Origin of the sequence: Flavobacterium sp. KBS0721 (assembly GCF_002007065.3) — a bacterium.
Lineage (GTDB): Bacteria > Bacteroidota > Bacteroidia > Flavobacteriales > Flavobacteriaceae > Flavobacterium > Flavobacterium piscis.
Genome location: NZ_CP042170.1, coordinates 611,529 through 629,248, shown reverse-complemented (window position 1 = coordinate 629,248; position 17,720 = coordinate 611,529). Strand labels below are relative to the sequence as shown.

Genomic DNA, 17,720 nt, shown 5'->3' with positions numbered 1-17,720 from the left:
TAGGATTTCTTTTTAAACATTTTTTTATTTGATATTTTTGAATAAATACCACGTTATGACGAAAATCTACTTATTTACACTTTTTCTATTTTTATCTGCTGTTTCGCATTCGCAGGTAATTCTTTCTCTTGATGATGATTCGGTTTATATAGACAGTATTGCTAAAATCACTAAAAACACAAAGTCAGATAGTATTAAATGTTTGTATAGCTTTAAGTTGTCTAAGCTGTATTTGATGGTTCAGGATGCTAAAAAATCAAAAGAATATTTAGAGCAGGCCAATAAACTAAAAAGCAAATATCCGTTCTTAAACGATGCAGGGATATTTTATAATTCATATAGTTTTTTAGAAAAAGGTGATGCTGATGGTTTTGAAAAAGCATTACTTGATGGGAATAATAAACTAAAAAAGTATTATAATACCGAAGCATTTCGAATCAGGGCAATTATCCTGCAGAATTATGGAATCATGCAGCAACGAAAGAATAATGAAAAGCTTTATATGAAACTGCTAATTAATGAAGCTATTCCTGTTGCCAAAAAAAGTCGTGATTATGAACTTATAAGTGGTTTGTATAAAGCTGTTGCGATTATTTTTATGAATAATAATGAGCGTGAAAAAGCAAGCGAATATTTAAGTGAAGCCCAGATGTATATTGAAAGGGCTATTAAAAAATCGCCAACGCTTGCCGAGTCAAGAATGGAAACTTATATTATTAATGCCGAAAACCTGGTAGAATTACGTCATTTTTATGACGCCAAAAAAGTACTCGATAAGGCATTTTCGACATTAAAAAATTTCCCTGAGTCGAACTTAAACGATTCTTATTTTTATGCTGAAGGATTATATTATTCGAAACAAAATAAAAACACAATTGCTTTAGAGAGTTACGAAAAAGGAATTAAATCGGCAGAAAAACATCAAAATCAAATTGCATTAAACAGGCTGAAATATGCGGAGTACGAAGTAAATTTTAAATTAAAAAATTATGAAAAGGCCAAAGCGAATCTGGAATATCTTTTAGAGAAAACACCTTTTATTGTCGATCAGAAAAATTATTATAACAAGCTGTCTGAAGTTTATAATGCGACTAAAAATTATGACAAGGCTTATTTCTATGCCAATAAATCGAACAGGATCAATGATAGTCTGAATGATACTAAGTTTAAAAGTGAAATTGTAGAACTCGAAGCAAAATATAAAAAAGCCGAAAATGAAAAAAAGATAAATCTGCTGCAATCGCAAAACGAAAAAGCAGCTTTGTTGGTTAATAACAATCGACTGAATACTATTTTGTTTGCAGTATTGTCGGTGCTCCTGTTTCTAATAGTTTTGTTCTTGTGGATCTTAAACAATAATCAGAAAAAACTAAGCATTCAAAAAGAAATTAATCACGAACAGGAATTGACTTCGCTTGAAGACCAACAGAAATTGTCGGTTTCTAATGCTCTCATTGAAGGCGAGGAAGTAGAAAGAAAAAGAATTGCCAGAGATTTACATGACGGGTTGGGTAGTATGCTTTCCGGACTTAAAATTCATCTGAAACTGGCTGAGAAAGAAAATGCATTAAGTGCTGCGGAAGTAAATAACTTGCTCGACAAATCGATCAAGGAATTAAGAAATATTTCTCAGAATTTAATGCCGGAGAGTTTGCTTAAACTGAGTTTAGAACATGCTTTGCGGGATTTATGCATGGCAAATTCAAATGCCAAAACTCAAATTGAATTTCAGTATTTGATCCAAAAACCAAATTTACCAAAGAATTACGAAATTGTAATTTACAGGATCATTCAGGAATTGTTGAATAATGCTTTAAAATACGCAGATGCATCCCTAATACTGGTTTCCTGTTCTCAAAATAAAGATACTTTTTTTATTACAGTCGAAGATAACGGAGTTGGTTTTGATATTATGGATAAAAACAACAATGGAATGGGGTTGAGAAATATTAAAAATCGTGTCGAAATCCTGAAAGGAAAATTAGAAATTGAAAGTGAAGTAAACAAAGGAACTTCGGCTTATATTGAATTGAAAGTAAAAAACGAAACAGCATAACATGGATAAAGTATATAAAACGGTAATAGTAGATGATCATCCTATTGTGATATCAGGAATTTCAGGTTTGTTGTCGGATTTTGAAACGGTCGAGATCGTCGAAAAATTACAATCTGGTGTAAAGCTTGTTGATTATATCGAGGAAAATCAGGTCGATTTAATTTTAATGGATATTTTTTTGCCCGTAATTAATGGTGTTGATCTTTGTAAAACAATCAAGCAAAAATATCCGCAGATAATTATCATCGGGATGAGCAGTCAGTCTGAAAGAAGTCTGGTGATGCAATTTATTCAGAATGGCGGAAACGGTTACGTGCTAAAAAGCGCTTCGTTTGATGAATTTAAAAATTGTATTGATAAAGCGATCGAAGGTGAAATTGTATTTAGCGATGAGGTTAAAACGATTATAAGTCAGCCTTTGTCTGATGATTTTGAGCATATTCCGAGTTTAAGTCGCAGGGAAAAAGACATTACATTATTACTTTCAAAAGGCAAATCGACCCAGGAAATTGCCGATGAATTGTTTTTGAGTTTTCTAACGGTGCAAACGCATAGGCGTAATATTCTACAAAAATATAAAACTAAAAATGTGGCAGAACTAATTGCATTTCTGATTAAGAATAACTTACTGAATTAATGGATAGCTGAATGCCAAAATGACATTTTTTTAATTTGGTTCAGAAATTGCAGTTTCTTTTGTAACTTTAATAATCAATCAAATAAAAGTAAAAATATGGGAAGTGGATATTTAATTATTGCTGGAGCAATTATGTTGTTCAGCTGGTTAGTGAGTTCAAAGCTCAAAAGTAAGTTTGAATTATACTCGAAAATACAATTAAGAAACGGAATGAGTGGTGCCGAGATTGCCGAAAAAATGCTGGCTGATAACGGAATCACAGATGTTCGTGTGATCTCGACTCCGGGACAATTAACAGATCATTATAATCCATCAGATAAAACAGTAAATTTAAGCGAGGCAGTTTACAATCATCGTAATGCGGCTGCAGCGGCTGTTGCGGCGCACGAATGTGGTCACGCAGTTCAGCATTCTATAGGTTACGAATGGCTGACTCTGCGTTCTAAACTGGTGCCAGTCGTTAGTATTGCATCAAACTATGTGCAATGGATTTTGCTGGCCGGAATTTTAATGATCAGGACTTTTCCGCAATTACTATTGGTAGGAATCGTGATTTTTGCCGCGACAACATTGTTTACCATCATAACTTTGCCTGTAGAATACGATGCGAGTAACAGAGCACTTGCCTGGTTAGAAAATAAACATATGCTGACACAGGAAGAGCAGGCCGTTGCAAAAGATGCCTTAAAATGGGCTGCAAGAACTTATGTAGTTGCTGCAATTGGTTCTATTGCAACGCTGTTGTACTATATCTCGATTTATTCCGGAAGCAGAAGGAATTAAAATGAGATCATTAGGAAATGAGATAATGAGATAATGATATGGAACCCGATTAGTTTTAATCTAATCGGGTTTTTTTTATGAATTGCTAAAGCTTAAAAAGATAAATAGTAAAACCCAAATTCCGGATATAATATAAATTGAGTTTAAGTATTGTTTGTTTTCTGATTTATAATATTTGTAATAAAGAATTGAAGAATAAATGATACTCACCGGTATTGAAAGTAAAAACAATAAAAAGCCAAATCCTGGTGTACAAACACCGCTTGGGCTTGTTTTCTCTGCAATAAATGCTATTACAAAGTAAAATATAAAAAACAGGATGGTTTTAATTTCGGGTCTAATGTTTGTCATAAAGTTTTTTAAAAATTATCTCATTATCAAATTGACACATTATCAAATTTACAATTGAATCTGCCTGTCAATCTGCTGATCTAAGGAAATAAAAGTCTCCGTTCTTGAAACTCCTTCAATAGCCTGAATTTTGGTATTCAATAGCTGCATCAAATGTTCGTTGTCGCGACAAATGATTTTAATCAAAACCGACCAATTTCCGGTGGTATAATGACATTCTAAAACTTCAGGAATTTTTTTTAAATCTTTTACGGCTTCAGAGTTTCTCGAAGCTTTGTCCAGATAAACGCCAATAAACGCCATGGTATTATAACCTAAAACTTTTGGATTTACAGTAAACTTAGAGCCGGAAATAACGCCGGATTGCTCCAGTTTTTTCAAGCGCTGATGAATTGCAGCTCCGGAAATGCCTATTTTGTTAGCAATTTGTAAAATAGGTTTTCGGGCATCTTCCATTAAGTAACGAAGGATTTCTTTGTCGATACCGTCAATTTCGATTAAAAGGGAGTTGATTTTCATAGTTGTGGTTTGAAACTTATTTTGATGATTTGGTTTATAATAGAAATCAAATTTAGGAATAAAACTTTAAAATATTTGAAAAATCAAGATTTGAATTATTTTACTCAGCGTTGAGTTTTTTTCTTTTTTTTACCATTAAGAGATTAAGAAAATAAAGAGAAGTTCTTAAAATGTGAAATTTAAATAAAGACAGAAGAGAACTTTGACAAATGTTTACGTTCAAAGTTATTATTCGCATTTTTGTCATCCCGAGGAACGAGGGATCTCCGCAAGAAACTCCGTAAAGTAAGTTGTCTATCTTTGTCGAGCTACTCGCGGAGATCCCTCGTTCCTCGGGATGACAATGATTGTGTTTAGATACTTATAATCCAAAGTGATTTAAAATAAAAAATTCCAAATCCCAACAGTAAAGTTGAAATTTGGAATTTAAAAATATTGTAATTTAAAAAAGGATTATTTTCCTTTGTTTGCTTCTGCGATGTATTTTTCTAAAGCCATTGTCATAGAAGGAGTTTCAGGAGTTGGAGCAAGAATATCAATTCTTAAACCGTGATCGAGAGCTTCTTTTTGAGTTGTGCTTCCAAAAACTGCGATTCTGGTATCGTTTTGCTTAAAGTCCGGGAAGTTTTTAAACAATGATTTTATTCCGGTTGGACTAAAAAATGCTAAAACATCATAATAAACATCTGCAAGGTCAGATAAGTCGCTCATTACCGTTTTGTAAAAAACAGCTTGTGCCCAGTCTACTTTTAGATTGTTTAACGTTATAGGAGCATCAGCATTCAATTGGTCAGATGCCGGAAGCAGGAATTTTTCGTCTTTGTATTTTTTGATAAGAGGTGATAAGTCTGCAAAATCTTTTGCTCCAACGTAAATCTTACGTTTTCTATACACGACATACTTTTGCAGGTAAAATGCAACAGCTTCAGATTGGCAGAAATATTTCAATCCTTCAGGGACTTTATAGCGCATCTCATCAGCTACTCTAAAAAAATGATCCACCGCATTACGGCTTGTCAAAATTATAGCAGTATAATGATTAAGGTCGATTTTTTGTAATCGAATCTCTTTTGCATTAACCCCTTCCACATGAATAAATGGTCTGAAATCAATTTTTATTTTGTGTTTTTGTTGGAGCTCAAAGTAAGGAGAATTTTCCACTTTAGGTTCAGGCTGTGACACCAAAATTGTTTTCACTTTCATATTATAAACATTTTCTAAGCACTCCCTTTTGTAATCCAATAATAAAGAAAATAATAAGGTGCTATTTCAAGAGCGCAAAGATATAAAATAAAATAAAATAACTTGCTGATTATTACGTTTTGATATGTTTTTATTGAAATAAAATAGGAGTAGAGGCTGATACATAGCGAAATACCTATGATTGCAAGCGGTATAATTTTAGGAATATTGTCATAATAAAATAAAATAGCATTAATAGGAAGCACTAAAACGCCAATATAAGTTCTGTAAGTAACTTTTTGTAAGTTAAAAAGGTCGGCAAACTCATCGATGTTGAATGAAGTTGCAATGATTTTTTCGATTAAAAACTTCGCCAGAATAAAATAAAGCAGCAATGTAGCGATCTGAATAAACAAAATCCAGTCGGTTTTTAAAATGCTATAAGTTCCCGTTTTAGGATCTTCTGAAAAAATATGCATGGTCAACTGAATGAAAAAAGCATACGAAATAACCTGAACAAAAAACAAACCAACCGTAAAACTGCTTTTTAGGTGGTTGTTGTCGCGATATATTTTTGCGTATTTGTCTGAAAAAATAAGCTTGCTAAATTCGCTAAATCTAGTTTCATATGCTGATTTAGTAATAGCCACAACAGCAAAGGTCAACACAAATAAAAGTGTCGCCCAGTCTTTGTTTTCGATAATTCGAGGGTGAAGTTGTTCAATCATAACGACACAAAATTAGTAATTTTTTGTATCAATACTTTTATTATATATTTATTATGAATCAAATGCTATAAAAAGTTTACTTTTGCGGTGAAATTTACGCAGAAAAATGAATGATTGTATTGTCATAATCCCCACTTACAACGAAATCGAAAATATTGAAAGTATAGTAAGAGCTGTACTCTCGCAACACAAACCTTTTCATCTTTTGATTATTGATGATAATTCGCCGGATTTTACGGCCAATAAGGTAATTGCGTTGCAGGAAGAATTTCCTGATAGGTTGTTTTTAGAAAAAAGAGCCAAAAAATCAGGCTTAGGAACTGCTTATGTTCACGGTTTCAAATGGGCTTTGGAGCGCAAGTACGATTACATTTTTGAGATGGACGCTGATTTTTCTCATAACCCTAATGATCTTGAAAAATTATTTGATGCTTGCCATTTTGGCGGAGCGGATCTGGCTATTGGTTCCCGTTATGTAACAGGCGTAAACGTTGTAAACTGGCCACTAAGTCGTGTTTTAATGTCTTATTTTGCCTCTGTTTACGTGAAGTTTATTACCGGAATGAAAATACATGATGCTACGGCAGGTTTTGTTTGTTATAAAAGAGAGGTGCTGGAAAAAATCAATCTTAACAAAATAAAATTTGTGGGTTATGCTTTTCAGATCGAAATGAAATACAGGACATATTGTGCCAAATTTCAAATTACCGAAGTTCCTATTATCTTTACAGACAGAACAAAAGGAGTTTCGAAAATGAGCAATGCCATTATCAAAGAAGCTATTTTGGGTGTAATTTCCCTTAGATTAAAAAAATTAATCAATACATTATAATACCACGGTGATGAATAAGATTTTAATAAAGAATGCCAGAATAGTAAACGAAGGATCTGTTTTTGAGGGTGATGTCTTGATTGAGAACGACTTAATTGTTGAAGTTGCAGATAGTATTAGCTTAAAAACATCCGATTGTAAAGTAATAGATGCCGAAGGAAGTTATTTAATTCCGGGTGCTATTGATGATCAGGTGCATTTTAGAGAGCCTGGATTAACACATAAAGGGGATATCGAATCAGAATCAAGAGCTGCGGTTGCGGGAGGAATAACTTCATTCATCGAACAGCCTAATACGGTTCCTAATGCGGTTACTCAGGAAATTTTAGAAGATAAATATCAAATTGCTGCCGTAAAATCATTTGCCAATTATTCGTTTATGATGGGGGCAACCAATGATAACCTGGAAGAAGTTTTGAAAACCAATCCGAAAAATGTTGCGGGAATCAAGATTTTCTTAGGTTCATCTACCGGAAATATGTTGGTGGATAACGAAGCGACTTTAGAAAAAATATTCTCAAGCACGCCAATGTTAATTGCTGTGCATTGTGAAGACGAAACTACGATCCAAAATAATCTTGCTGCATTTAAAGAACAATATGGCGATGATGTTCCGGTAACGGCGCACCATTTGATTCGTAGTGCAGAGGCTTGTTATATTTCATCATCAAAAGCTGTGGCACTGGCAAAGAAAACCGGAGCCCGTTTGCATATTTTTCACCTGTCGACTGCGAAAGAGATGGAGTTGTTTACGAATAAAATTCCATTAGAAGATAAAAAAATTACCGCTGAGGTATGTGTACATCATCTTTGGTTTACCGATGAGGATTATAAAACAAAAGGAAATTTCATCAAATGGAACCCTGCTGTAAAAACGGCTCAGGACAGAGCAGAGCTTTGGAAAGCCTTAAATGATGGCCGTATTGATGTAATTGCTACAGATCACGCGCCACATACTAAAGAAGAAAAAATGCAATCGTATCTAAATGCGCCTTCTGGAGGTCCGCTTGTGCAACATGCTGTTGTAGCAATGTTCGAAGCGCATCATCAGGGGAAAATTACTGTAGAGAAAATTGTAGAGAAAATGTGCCACAATCCGGCTAAAATTTTCAAAATCGAAAAAAGAGGCTTTATAAAAGAAGGTTATTTTGCTGATTTGGTTATTGTGAATCCAAGTTTGCCATGGAGCGTAAAACCAGAAAATATTTTAGCAAAATGCGGTTGGTCGCCTTTCGAAAATTATACTTTTAAATCGAGAATTACCCACACTTTCGTGAATGGTGAACTGGTTTATAATAATTTTAAAGTAAAAGACCTTCGCAACGGAAAAAGATTATTGTTTGACAGATAAAAAGCTGAAATGAAAAATTGTATAATAATAGTATTGGTTTTGTTTCTTTCTGTAAGTTGTAAAAAAGAGTTGGTCAAACAGCCTTCAAAACTTATACAGAAAGAAAAGATGATTGATATTATGTATGATTTGTCTCTTTTGGATGCAATGAAATATCAAAATCCGATCTCATTAGACTCAGTTGAAACAGATCCTGTAAAGTTTATTTTGAAAAAGTATAAAGTTGACAGTTTGCAGTTTGCACAAAGCAATATGTATTATGCAACTGACTATGAAGCGTACAAGGAAATGTTTGATGAAATTGGTAAGCGTTTGTCTGTCAATCAAAGAGCTACAGATTCGATTGTGAAAATCGAAGACAAAAAAGCGGCTAAAGAAAAGAAAAAGAAAGAAAAAGATTCTATTAAAGAAGCAGTGAAGAAACCTGTGAAGCAGCAGGCAACTATAGATTCTATAAAACAATTAATACAGTTAAGAAAAAAGAGATAGTCTTATAACTTCGAAACTTCTTTTATGTATTGATGTACATCTAAAAAAACCGTTCCCAGAGCGGTTTTTATTTTTTCATTGGAGTACAAATTCTTTGAATAAGAAGCTTTTGCAGTTGCTTTGGTAATACTTCTTTTTTGAAAAAATAAAGTTGAAAACACCGCATCCGCAATCCATAGAAAATTCATCAATAATGGCTTAGCATGAGTACTAGGTCTTTTTACTTTTAAAGTATCTGCAATTGTGTTTAGAATATCCTGAAAAACAATATTGTCGGCAATTAAAGTAAAACGCTCGTTTTTGATGTCGCTTTTCATTAATTCATTTGCAATTCGTACGACATCATTGATAGTGATGAAGCCAGTGCTTCCAAGAGTGTAAAATGAAAGTCCGTTCGCTACTTTTCGGTACAATTCGACACTTCCTTCATCAAAAATTTTTGTTGCTGCAATTGGGCCTAAAATCACACCAGGATTTATAATAATAATATCTAAACCTTCCTGAAGTGCACGCCAAACTTCCATTTCGGCACCATATTTAGAAATCGCATAATCGCTGTGGGGTTTCTCAGGATTCCAGTCTGTTTCTTCGGTAATATAGGTTTCGTGTGGTGCTATGTCTCCTAAAGCGGCAATGGAACTTACAAAACAAAATTTCTTGACTTCTTTGGCAATAGAAAAATTAACCATATTGGCTGTTCCTTCAATATTGGTTTTTCGTAATGATTCTTCGTCTTTAGGGTCAAAGGATATTAATGCGGCTGAATGATAAACGTAGTCGATACCAATAAAAGCAGTTTCTAATGAAGGAACATCAAGAATATCGGCTTCAAGCCAATGGATCTTTTCGAATAAATCGCCTTTATTATACAATTCAAAAACTGATTTTGTTTTTTGAATGTTGTTTAGGTTTCGATAAATCGCCCTTACATTTTCTCCATTTTCAATTAAATGAAGTAATAAATGTGCGCCAACTAAACCCGTTCCTCCAGTTACTAATACCATTTTGTAAATATACCGATTTTGTTACAAAAGCACAAAAGTTTTGCCACGAAGGCACAAAGGCACAAAGTTTTTTTGTTTTTATTTTGCATCAAAATCACGAAGTTTTTTAATTATTCTTTGTGTCTTCGCGACTTTGTGGCAAATTACATTGTAATTGTTTTTTGATATTGATATTGACATTGATTACATTTGCACAAATTATTTTAAAAATGAAGAATCTAGTTGAAGAATTAAAGTGGCGCGGATTATATCATGATAGCATGCCAGGAACGGAAGAACAATTGCTTAAAGAGGTAACGACGGCATATATAGGTTTTGATCCAACGGCAGATTCGCTACATATTGGTAGTATGGTTCAGATTATTTTATTGGTTCACTTAAACAGAACCGGTCATAAAGCGATCGCCCTGGTTGGTGGTGCAACCGGAATGATTGGTGATCCATCTGGTAAATCTGACGAAAGAAATTTGCTGAACGAAGAAACTTTAGCTAAAAACGTTGCAGGAATAAAAAGTGTTTTATCTCGTTTCTTAGACTTTAATTCAAAAGAAGAAAATGCTCCTGTTATGGTAAACAACTATGACTGGATGAAAGAATTCTCGTTTATTGATTTTGCACGTGAAGTTGGAAAACGTATCACGGTAAATTACATGATGGCGAAGGATTCAGTAAAAAAGAGATTTGCCGGAGAAGGCGAAGGAATGTCTTTTACAGAGTTTACCTATCAATTAATTCAGGGTTACGATTTTTATCATTTATATAAAAATAACAATTGCGTTTTGCAAATGGGAGGTTCTGATCAATGGGGAAATATCACCACAGGTACAGAATTAGTGCGCAGAATGGGAGGAGAAAATGCAAAAGCTTTTGCTCTTACAACTCCATTAATAACAAAAGCAGACGGATCTAAATTTGGTAAATCTGAAGGGGGAAATGTTTGGCTGGATGCTGATAAAACTTCGGTATATAAATTTTACCAATTTTGGGTAAATTCAACAGATGTTGATGCTGAAAAATACATTAAAATCTTTACTTTTTTAGATAAAGAAACGATTGATGCTTTGATCGAAGAGCATAAAACAGCTCCGCATTTAAGAGTTTTACAAAAGAAACTGGCTGAAGAAATCACGATTTTTGTTCACTCTGAAGAAGAATTAGAAAAAGCAATTCAGGCTTCGAATATTTTGTTCGGAAATTCTACTGCAGACGATCTGAAGAAATTGGATGAAACAACTTTTTTAGAAGTTTTTGACGGAGTTCCTCAAGCTGAAATCGCAAAAGCTGATTTAGAAAACGGATTGGATATTGTTACCGTTTTAAACGAAAAAACAGGTTTCTTTAAATCAAACGGAGAAGCTAGACGTGCTTTAACAGCAAACTCAATCTCAGTAAACAGAGAAAAAATAAAAGAAGATTTTGTATTGACGACAAATGATTTAATTAATAATCAGTTTGTGTTGTTGCAAAGTGGGAAGAAGAATTATTTTGTTATAAGAGTGGTTTAAATGGCTTAGCATTTTAATCTTAAAAAATATGAAATCCAATATCTCGAAAGAGTTATTGGATTTTTTTATTTTAAAAACAAATCATTCCATAGGAATGTCTCGTTGGTAGTATTAGGTTGATTAGGTTTTTACGTTCCGTAGGGACGTTTGATTAATGAAGCATATATGCTGTTGTTTTTTTAAAACAGGTGTCCCTACAGGACACGTACGAAATAATGCTATTTTTCTACCTATGAGATATTCCTATGGAATATTAAGTGTTTACTAGTTATTTGGCAGATAAACAATTTTAGTAAATTAACAATTGAACTTTAAAGAACCATCAAATTACACCCACGAATATCCGAATTATCAAAACGTCCCAATACCTCGAAAGAGTTGTTGGGATTTTTTTTGCCTAAATCCTGTGTAGCGATAAAGGAACATGAGTTGATGTTGGCCAAATCAATAACGTTGATCCCGCCGGTTTTTCCATCTTTCACGTAAGTGAGAGCATCTTCGGGATCACGAACTAAAATGTGCATCCAGGACGGACATTCAAATACGCCTTCGCCTAGAGAATACGCTTGTCCCAGAAGTTCGGTCATTCCATATTCTGAGTGAATTGCCGAAACGCCAAAACCTTTACAAAGTATCTCGTGCAATTCTTCGCGGATCATTTCTTTGCGTCTGCCTTTCATTCCTCCGGTTTCCATAATTATGGTATTCTGAAGATTGAATTGATGTTTTTCGATCAAATCCAGTAATGCGTAAGTAACTCCAATTAAAATTACATTTTGACCGGATTCGTCAAGAGCGGTTAGTTTTTTTATTAAGTCGTCGTGATTGTGTAAATAAAACCCGCTTTCAGGCTGATTGGATAGTTTTATCAGGTCTTCGACCATATAAATTAACGAAGATCCATCGCGCTCCAGATAAGATGGTAAAAGGGCTAAAACTACGTAATCTTCGATGTTGCCGTAAAACTGCGAAAAACCATTGCGATAACTTTCCTCATATAAGGAAACATCGGTCACGATATGTCGGCTTGTGATCATTCCGGTTGTTCCGCTGCTGGTAAAAGTAACCTGAGCCGGATCATTATTAGAAACTACATCATGGCTCTTGAAAAACTGAATAGGTAAAAAGGGAATTTGCTCCAGTGATTTTACGTGTTGCGGATTGATTTTTAAAAAATCGCAAAAATCACGGTATACCTGATTATTCTCGTGCTGAAAACGAAACACTTTTAGCGCTATTTTTTCAAATTGTTTATGACTCGAAATTGTGAATATATCGTTGGCTGTGATCAAAACTTTTTTTGTGCAAAGGTAAGTATAATTGTAAATAGTTTTCAGTTTTCAGTCCCAGTTTTCAGTCCGGTTTTTCTCAGCGGTTTTAATAATATATTTATGGTCAAAGTATGAAAACGGAAAACGGCAACTGAATACCATAAAAAAAGCTCCAATGAAAATTGGAGCTTTTTTCTAATTTATCGAATGATGAGTTTTCTGGTTGCAGAAGCATTTTCTTCGCTTATTTTAATAATGTAAACGCCGGGTACAAGATCTGAAACGTTTAATTCTTTTGAACTTAAATGTGTTTGAAGTACTTTTTTTCCTAAAACATCAAAAATGATAATTTCTTTTTCCAAATCATTTTTCGAAGAAATATATACTTTTCCGTTTTTCACTGGATTAGGGTACAAGCTTAAACCCTCAATGGTAGTAGACTCTTGAGGTTTTGGTAATTGCTTACTATCTTGTGCCGAGACACTAAGAGTAAAGAAAAAAGCCAATAAGAATGTAATATAAAAGTAGTTTTTTGCCATCGCGTTATTTTGATTACCGTAAATATACAAAAAAAATTACAAAAATTACGCCAAAAAAAAAACACCCTAAAAATTTAGGATGTTTTTAACATTTTGTTTTTTATATGATTAGAAACCAACTGACCAACCAGCAGCCCATGTTGGAGCTCCAACACCATTACCAGCTCCAGTAGCAGTAGCTAATTCAGTTACAACAGCTGATACAGTAGCAGAAGTCCCATCTGTTTTCTTACCTTTAGTTTTTGTAGGTACATCGGTTACGAATAATACGTTTGAAACTTTTAAAGATGTTCCGATGAAAGCTATAGTTTCGTCGTTTTCAACATCAACTCCAGTTGCCCAAGAGCTTAAAACTACGTTTGAAATAAGTCCTTTAGTTCCTCTTCTTAATTTGATTGCTTGGTTTTCTGCGAAGTTAGCAACAGCTGCTGTACTTCCAGGTCCAACAAGAGTTAAGTTTGTGATAGTAGGGTTAGCGATTGGAGTGAAAGCATATCCGAATTCAAAGTTATCAGCTTCAATTCCTCTGTTTCCTTTTCCGAAATCTAATTTACCATACCAGTTTTCGTTAGTACCATTCCATCCTTCTGTCCAGTCAAACTGATCATCTTCGTTACCAATAGAGATTAAGTTTTTAGTATTTACAGATCCTCCGAAGAATTCAAATCCGTCATCAGCACCGTAATAAGCTTCTACATTTTCAACAACTGTTCCTGAGCCAACTCCAAAGAATGAAAGTCCATTAAACTCTTTAGCATCATTGAAAGCAGCTCCAGCATACTCAATTCTTAAATATTTGATAGATCCTGAGTTGTCAGCAGAGTTAGTTCCTCCATAAGTTAATTCAGCAACTTCAGATGTAGCTGTACTTGCACCCCCGCTTACACGGTTAATTGGAGCTTTACCACAAATTACTAAACCTCCCCATTTTCCAGCTTGTTTTACAGCAGCAGTCATGATAACTGGTTTTGCAGCTGTACCGTTTACATTTATTTTTGCACCTTGGGCAACAGATATGTATGATGCAGTTCCTCCAGTACCTTCAATAACTGTTCCGGCAGGAATAGTTAAAGTTGCTCCGTTTTCTACTTTTATTGCTCCAGTTAATTTGTAAGTCTTAGATGCGTCAAGTACAACCTCACCATCAGTGATTTTTCCTTGAAAGTTAGCAGGATCAGCAACAAAAGTTGAAGGTGTTGTTGTTTTTTTATCGTCATCATTAGAACAGCTTGTAAGCAAGCCTCCTGATAAAGCAATAACTGTAACGAAATTTAAAATTGATTTTTTCATAATCCTTTTAATAATGTTTTTTGTGTTTAATTTCTTGTTGCAAAGATGGATTAGAAATCTTTTTTAAATGTTAAGTAACTGTGATTGTTAGTTTAATAAAAAGCGATTTTTATATTAACTAAATGTTAACTGCTTGGCATGTTTTTCTAACTTTAAAGTTTCTCAAAAAAAAAGACGGCTATTAAGCCGTCTTTTACTAATTCAAATTATATCTTAGTTAAAACTCATAGCTAAATTGTAAGCTTAAGTTTAAACCTTTTTTGTAACTCAAAACATTTACATCTCCAGATTGATTTTCCTGAACTCTGTTAACTGTAGGGTCTAAAATATTTTTCACCACCAAACCAAGACCATAGTTTTTACTTAGTTTAGATTTTGCAATGAAATCTAATGAACCAACGGCTTTGTCTACTAAATCGCCTTTTTCAAGTGTACCAATTGCATTTACTCGATCAGAGAAATAAGTATAAGCTAGTGTTGTAGTTAAGTTACTTTTTTTGTCATTCCATTCGTTATAGAATGATATGTCAGCATTTAATAACAAAGGAGAAGCTCCTGTAAATTTACCTGTTTTATTAGTAAAAGTAGTTGGACGTGTCCCGTTAGTTTCTTCAAGAACCTTCTCGTCATTTAATTCTTGCTTGCTGTATAAGTAAGAAGCATTAATTCCTCCTGTTAGTTTTTTAGTGTTTTCACTGTCAAAAGAAAAAAGTACTTTTTTGTATTCTACTTCAGCACCTGCTACGTAACCGTAATCTCCAGAGTTTACATAAGAAATATCGTTTGTAGATGAGTTAATGATTACCTCGTTAATTGGATTTAAAATATATTTTCCAAATGCAGTTAAGGAAATTACTTCATCACTTTTTGGAAATATTTCCCATTTAATATCTAAATTATAATCGTCTGATGCATACAAGAAAGGGTTACCAATTTTTGCCTGTAAAAATTCCTCATAAATAAAAGGAGATCTTTCTTTAAATTGAGGCAAGGTATATGTCTTACTGGCTCCTAATCTTAAATTTTGTTTTTCATTAAGTTCGTATTTTAAAACTAAACTTGGTAAAAAAGCAGTTTTTTCCAAATTATCACTTCCACCTGCAGGGTCTAATTGAGTACTCCATTCTACATTTTGCGTTATAACTTCGGCTCTTAATCCAACAACGGCAGTTAATTTGTTGAATTTATATTCTGTATTCAGGTATCCTCCGTTAATTGTCAAGTCACCATTATAAGTTTGCGGGTCCAGAGCATTAGGAACTTCTGAGCCACCACGGAAAGTTGAAATAGTGAAGAAATTATTAGCGAAATTTTGTTGATTGTAAAACAAATCCAGATTATTTGGATCTACGATATCTCCAGTATGAGAAACTGGAAATGTTGTTGTTTTAAGATTAAATTGAGTAGCTTCAAAGTCTCTGTTTTTGAATCTTCCGTTATATCCTACAGTAAATTTTCCTTTGTATTCTCCTTCGCTGTCTTTTTTGAATTTATAGCTAACAGCTATATTGGCTGCTAATTCATTTTCTTTTAACTCCTGGAAATAACGATTGTTGTTTGGTGCAGATTGCGAATTGATTACATAACCACCATCAACTTTATTCATTGTATTGTACGTTCTGTCTGGAATGTTTTGGTTTACAAGATTATAAGATCCTCCCCAGTTTAAAGTACTTCTGTCACTTAACTTATGTTCTCCTAATAATTGGTTTACCCATAAATCAGTTTTCTCATATTCATTTCTTCGAATATACCCGTTTCCTTCATTTGCTAAGTCAACAATGTACCCTGAAGATTCTTCTTTTCTTTGTGCAGATGTATTGATATATAAAGAGTTGAAGTTAATTTTGTTATTGTTGTTGATTTTATATCCCGCATTAAACATTCCGGTTGTATTTGTGCCATAAGATAAATAGTTGTAATCTAAATCTTTTCCTGCAACACCGGCAGCATTTACGCTTCCTTTAGCTGTTCCGTTAGTTCTTGAAGAATATTCATTTGTAAAAGAAGCTGTTCCGAAAATATTGATTTTTCCTTCGCTTCCAACGTTGAATGAATCACCACCAGACAGACCGAATGAACCTCCTAGTGGAGTTTTTTTGTCAAACTGTAATGAGTTAAAATTATATTGATTTAATGGGTCATTTGGAATTTCAGCTTTGCTAAATCCAAAAGAGTTTGGACCTTTTTGTAGTGTAAAATTATCTTCACCAACAGCATTTGTGTTTACTTTTGATTCAGCATCAATTCTAAAAAAACCATTTCCTTTGTAATCTTTAGAAACAATATCTACATTTCCTCCAGCAAAATCTCCAAAAAACTTTCCATTGTAAACTTTATCAATAGAAACAAATTCGATAATATCTGTTGAGAAAATATCTAAATTGATATTTTTCTTCTCAGGGTCGTTTGATGGAATTGGAAGACCATTCATTGTTGTAGAATTGTAACGATCTCCTAAACCTCTTACGAAAATATTTCCTGTGCCTTCTTGCTTTGTGATTCCGGTAGTTTTCGAAACTGCACCAGCAACATCGCTAACTCCTTTTCTTGAAAGTTCTTGTGCACCAATAGACTGTTTAATATCTACAGCATTTTTTTGTTCTAAAAGTAATGCTGATTCTTTTTGTCTGTTTACTCCAGATGATTTTACTACAACATCTTTTAGCGTATAACCCCCAGATGAAAGTACCTGATTTACAGTAATAGTTTCATTTGCTTTAACAGTTACTGGCTGTTCTACAGATTCATATCCAACGAAACTAAAAATAACGATATAATTTCCCGGATTTACGTTCAACGAATATTTTCCGTCAATGTCAGTGTTCGCACTTGTTGTAGTCCCTTTTACTAAAACATTTGCGAAAGGTAAAGGTTGATTGTTGGTTTCTTTGTCGGTTAATACACCAGAAATCGTACCTTTGTTTTGAGCGATCGAAATCGTACAAATAAAGAATGTGATAAATAGAAATTTTAAATTGAATTTCATTTTTGTGTTGTGTTTGATTTATTTTTGTGCAAAGAAAGAAACGCTGTGTAAAGTTCATGTTAGGCACTTGTTATGTTTTTGTGTCTTGTAGATTATCAAATTGTTACCAGATTAAATTACCGTTAACCGCAATTTTTAACGGTTATTTTGTTAGTATATTTACGCTGTGAAATAAAAAACATCGAATGTTTAAC

General features: G+C 33.6%; 16 protein-coding genes. 7 read left to right on the top strand and 9 right to left on the bottom strand.

Going from position 1 to position 17,720, the window contains the following annotated elements; translation table 11 throughout:
- Window positions 1-55 precede the first annotated feature (55 nt).
- The 3 genes from B0M43_RS02985 to B0M43_RS02975 all read left to right on the top strand — a co-directional run bounded on the left by B0M43_RS02985 (window position 56) and on the right by B0M43_RS02975 (window position 3,476).
- Window positions 56-2,056: a sensor histidine kinase gene (locus B0M43_RS02985; RefSeq protein WP_078006894.1), complete on the top strand. Its 2,001-nt coding sequence runs from the start codon at window positions 56-58 to the stop codon at window positions 2,054-2,056.
- Window position 2,057: 1 nt separating this feature from the next.
- A complete protein-coding gene (locus B0M43_RS02980) occupies window positions 2,058-2,693 on the top strand; it encodes a response regulator transcription factor (RefSeq protein ID WP_078006895.1) in 636 nt (211 codons plus the stop codon).
- Window positions 2,694-2,789: 96 nt separating this feature from the next.
- Window positions 2,790-3,476, top strand: coding sequence for a zinc metallopeptidase (locus B0M43_RS02975; RefSeq protein WP_078006896.1), 687 nt, complete (start codon window positions 2,790-2,792; stop codon window positions 3,474-3,476).
- A gap of 75 nt (window positions 3,477-3,551) precedes the next feature.
- Here the strand turns inward: B0M43_RS02975 and B0M43_RS02970 are convergent, their stop codons facing one another.
- The 4 genes from B0M43_RS02970 to B0M43_RS02955 all read right to left on the bottom strand — a co-directional run bounded on the left by B0M43_RS02970 (window position 3,552) and on the right by B0M43_RS02955 (window position 6,256).
- Complete coding sequence (locus tag B0M43_RS02970) at window positions 3,552-3,827, bottom strand: hypothetical protein (RefSeq protein WP_123921787.1); 276 nt, start codon at window positions 3,825-3,827, stop codon at window positions 3,552-3,554.
- Between the two features lie 48 nt (window positions 3,828-3,875).
- Window positions 3,876-4,346, bottom strand: coding sequence for an Lrp/AsnC family transcriptional regulator (locus B0M43_RS02965; RefSeq protein WP_078006897.1), 471 nt, complete (start codon window positions 4,344-4,346; stop codon window positions 3,876-3,878).
- A gap of 453 nt (window positions 4,347-4,799) precedes the next feature.
- The gene (locus B0M43_RS02960; RefSeq protein ID WP_041518659.1) at window positions 4,800-5,549 is read right to left on the bottom strand and encodes a uroporphyrinogen-III synthase; all 750 of its coding nucleotides are present in this window, start codon (window positions 5,547-5,549) and stop codon (window positions 4,800-4,802) included.
- A 14-nt stretch (window positions 5,550-5,563) separates the two neighbouring features.
- Window positions 5,564-6,256, bottom strand: a complete 693-nt coding sequence (locus B0M43_RS02955) for a DUF4271 domain-containing protein (RefSeq protein ID WP_065448610.1) — start codon at window positions 6,254-6,256, stop codon at window positions 5,564-5,566.
- 106 nt (window positions 6,257-6,362) lie between these two features.
- Here B0M43_RS02955 and B0M43_RS02950 point away from each other — a divergent pair, with 106 nt between their 5' ends.
- From B0M43_RS02950 to B0M43_RS02940, 3 genes are read left to right on the top strand one after another with little or no spacing between them, the layout of a single operon-like run.
- Window positions 6,363-7,088 carry a polyprenol monophosphomannose synthase gene (locus B0M43_RS02950; protein WP_065448609.1) on the top strand — a complete coding sequence of 242 codons (726 nt, stop codon included), beginning with the start codon at window positions 6,363-6,365 and terminating at the stop codon, window positions 7,086-7,088.
- 10 nt (window positions 7,089-7,098) lie between these two features.
- Window positions 7,099-8,439, top strand: coding sequence for a dihydroorotase (locus tag B0M43_RS02945; protein WP_078006898.1), 1,341 nt, complete (start codon window positions 7,099-7,101; stop codon window positions 8,437-8,439).
- A gap of 9 nt (window positions 8,440-8,448) precedes the next feature.
- Window positions 8,449-8,928, top strand: coding sequence for a DUF4296 domain-containing protein (locus tag B0M43_RS02940; protein WP_078006899.1), 480 nt, complete (start codon window positions 8,449-8,451; stop codon window positions 8,926-8,928).
- Between the two features lie 2 nt (window positions 8,929-8,930).
- Here B0M43_RS02940 and B0M43_RS02935 read toward each other — a convergent pair whose 3' ends face one another.
- Entirely contained in the window at window positions 8,931-9,932 is a 1,002-nt protein-coding gene (locus B0M43_RS02935) for an NAD-dependent epimerase/dehydratase family protein (protein ID WP_078006900.1), read from the bottom strand.
- Window positions 9,933-10,141: 209 nt separating this feature from the next.
- Between B0M43_RS02935 and tyrS the strand changes: the two genes are divergently transcribed.
- Window positions 10,142-11,437 (top strand): tyrosine--tRNA ligase, encoded by a 1,296-nt coding sequence (gene tyrS / locus B0M43_RS02930; protein ID WP_065448605.1) that lies wholly within the window; start codon window positions 10,142-10,144, stop codon window positions 11,435-11,437.
- A 311-nt stretch (window positions 11,438-11,748) separates the two neighbouring features.
- Here tyrS and B0M43_RS02925 read toward each other — a convergent pair whose 3' ends face one another.
- The 4 genes from B0M43_RS02925 to B0M43_RS02910 all read right to left on the bottom strand — a co-directional run bounded on the left by B0M43_RS02925 (window position 11,749) and on the right by B0M43_RS02910 (window position 17,526).
- A complete protein-coding gene (locus B0M43_RS02925; RefSeq protein ID WP_078006901.1) occupies window positions 11,749-12,729 on the bottom strand; it encodes an acyl transferase in 981 nt (326 codons plus the stop codon).
- A 179-nt stretch (window positions 12,730-12,908) separates the two neighbouring features.
- Complete coding sequence (locus B0M43_RS02920; protein WP_065448603.1) at window positions 12,909-13,247, bottom strand: T9SS type A sorting domain-containing protein; 339 nt, start codon at window positions 13,245-13,247, stop codon at window positions 12,909-12,911.
- Between the two features lie 108 nt (window positions 13,248-13,355).
- Entirely contained in the window at window positions 13,356-14,537 is a 1,182-nt protein-coding gene (locus B0M43_RS02915) for a hypothetical protein (RefSeq protein ID WP_078006902.1), read from the bottom strand.
- Between the two features lie 217 nt (window positions 14,538-14,754).
- Entirely contained in the window at window positions 14,755-17,526 is a 2,772-nt protein-coding gene (locus B0M43_RS02910) for a TonB-dependent receptor (RefSeq protein WP_078006903.1), read from the bottom strand.
- Window positions 17,527-17,720 lie beyond the last annotated feature (194 nt).

Bases quoted from the DNA above. Each gene is read 5' to 3' on its own strand.
- B0M43_RS02985 (WP_078006894.1), top strand. From the start codon at position 56: ATGACGAAAATCTACTTATTTACACTTTTTCTATTTTTATCTGCTGTT.
- B0M43_RS02980 (WP_078006895.1), top strand. From the start codon at position 2,058: ATGGATAAAGTATATAAAACGGTAATAGTAGATGATCATCCTATTGTG.
- B0M43_RS02975 (WP_078006896.1), top strand. From the start codon at position 2,790: ATGGGAAGTGGATATTTAATTATTGCTGGAGCAATTATGTTGTTCAGC.
- B0M43_RS02970 (WP_123921787.1), bottom strand. From the start codon at position 3,827: ATGACAAACATTAGACCCGAAATTAAAACCATCCTGTTTTTTATATTT.
- B0M43_RS02965 (WP_078006897.1), bottom strand. From the start codon at position 4,346: ATGAAAATCAACTCCCTTTTAATCGAAATTGACGGTATCGACAAAGAA.
- B0M43_RS02960 (WP_041518659.1), bottom strand. From the start codon at position 5,549: ATGAAAGTGAAAACAATTTTGGTGTCACAGCCTGAACCTAAAGTGGAA.
- B0M43_RS02955 (WP_065448610.1), bottom strand. From the start codon at position 6,256: ATGATTGAACAACTTCACCCTCGAATTATCGAAAACAAAGACTGGGCG.
- B0M43_RS02950 (WP_065448609.1), top strand. From the start codon at position 6,363: ATGAATGATTGTATTGTCATAATCCCCACTTACAACGAAATCGAAAAT.
- B0M43_RS02945 (WP_078006898.1), top strand. From the start codon at position 7,099: ATGAATAAGATTTTAATAAAGAATGCCAGAATAGTAAACGAAGGATCT.
- B0M43_RS02940 (WP_078006899.1), top strand. From the start codon at position 8,449: ATGAAAAATTGTATAATAATAGTATTGGTTTTGTTTCTTTCTGTAAGT.
- B0M43_RS02935 (WP_078006900.1), bottom strand. From the start codon at position 9,932: ATGGTATTAGTAACTGGAGGAACGGGTTTAGTTGGCGCACATTTATTA.
- tyrS (WP_065448605.1), top strand. From the start codon at position 10,142: ATGAAGAATCTAGTTGAAGAATTAAAGTGGCGCGGATTATATCATGAT.
- B0M43_RS02920 (WP_065448603.1), bottom strand. From the start codon at position 13,247: ATGGCAAAAAACTACTTTTATATTACATTCTTATTGGCTTTTTTCTTT.
- B0M43_RS02915 (WP_078006902.1), bottom strand. From the start codon at position 14,537: ATGAAAAAATCAATTTTAAATTTCGTTACAGTTATTGCTTTATCAGGA.
- B0M43_RS02910 (WP_078006903.1), bottom strand. From the start codon at position 17,526: ATGAAATTCAATTTAAAATTTCTATTTATCACATTCTTTATTTGTACG.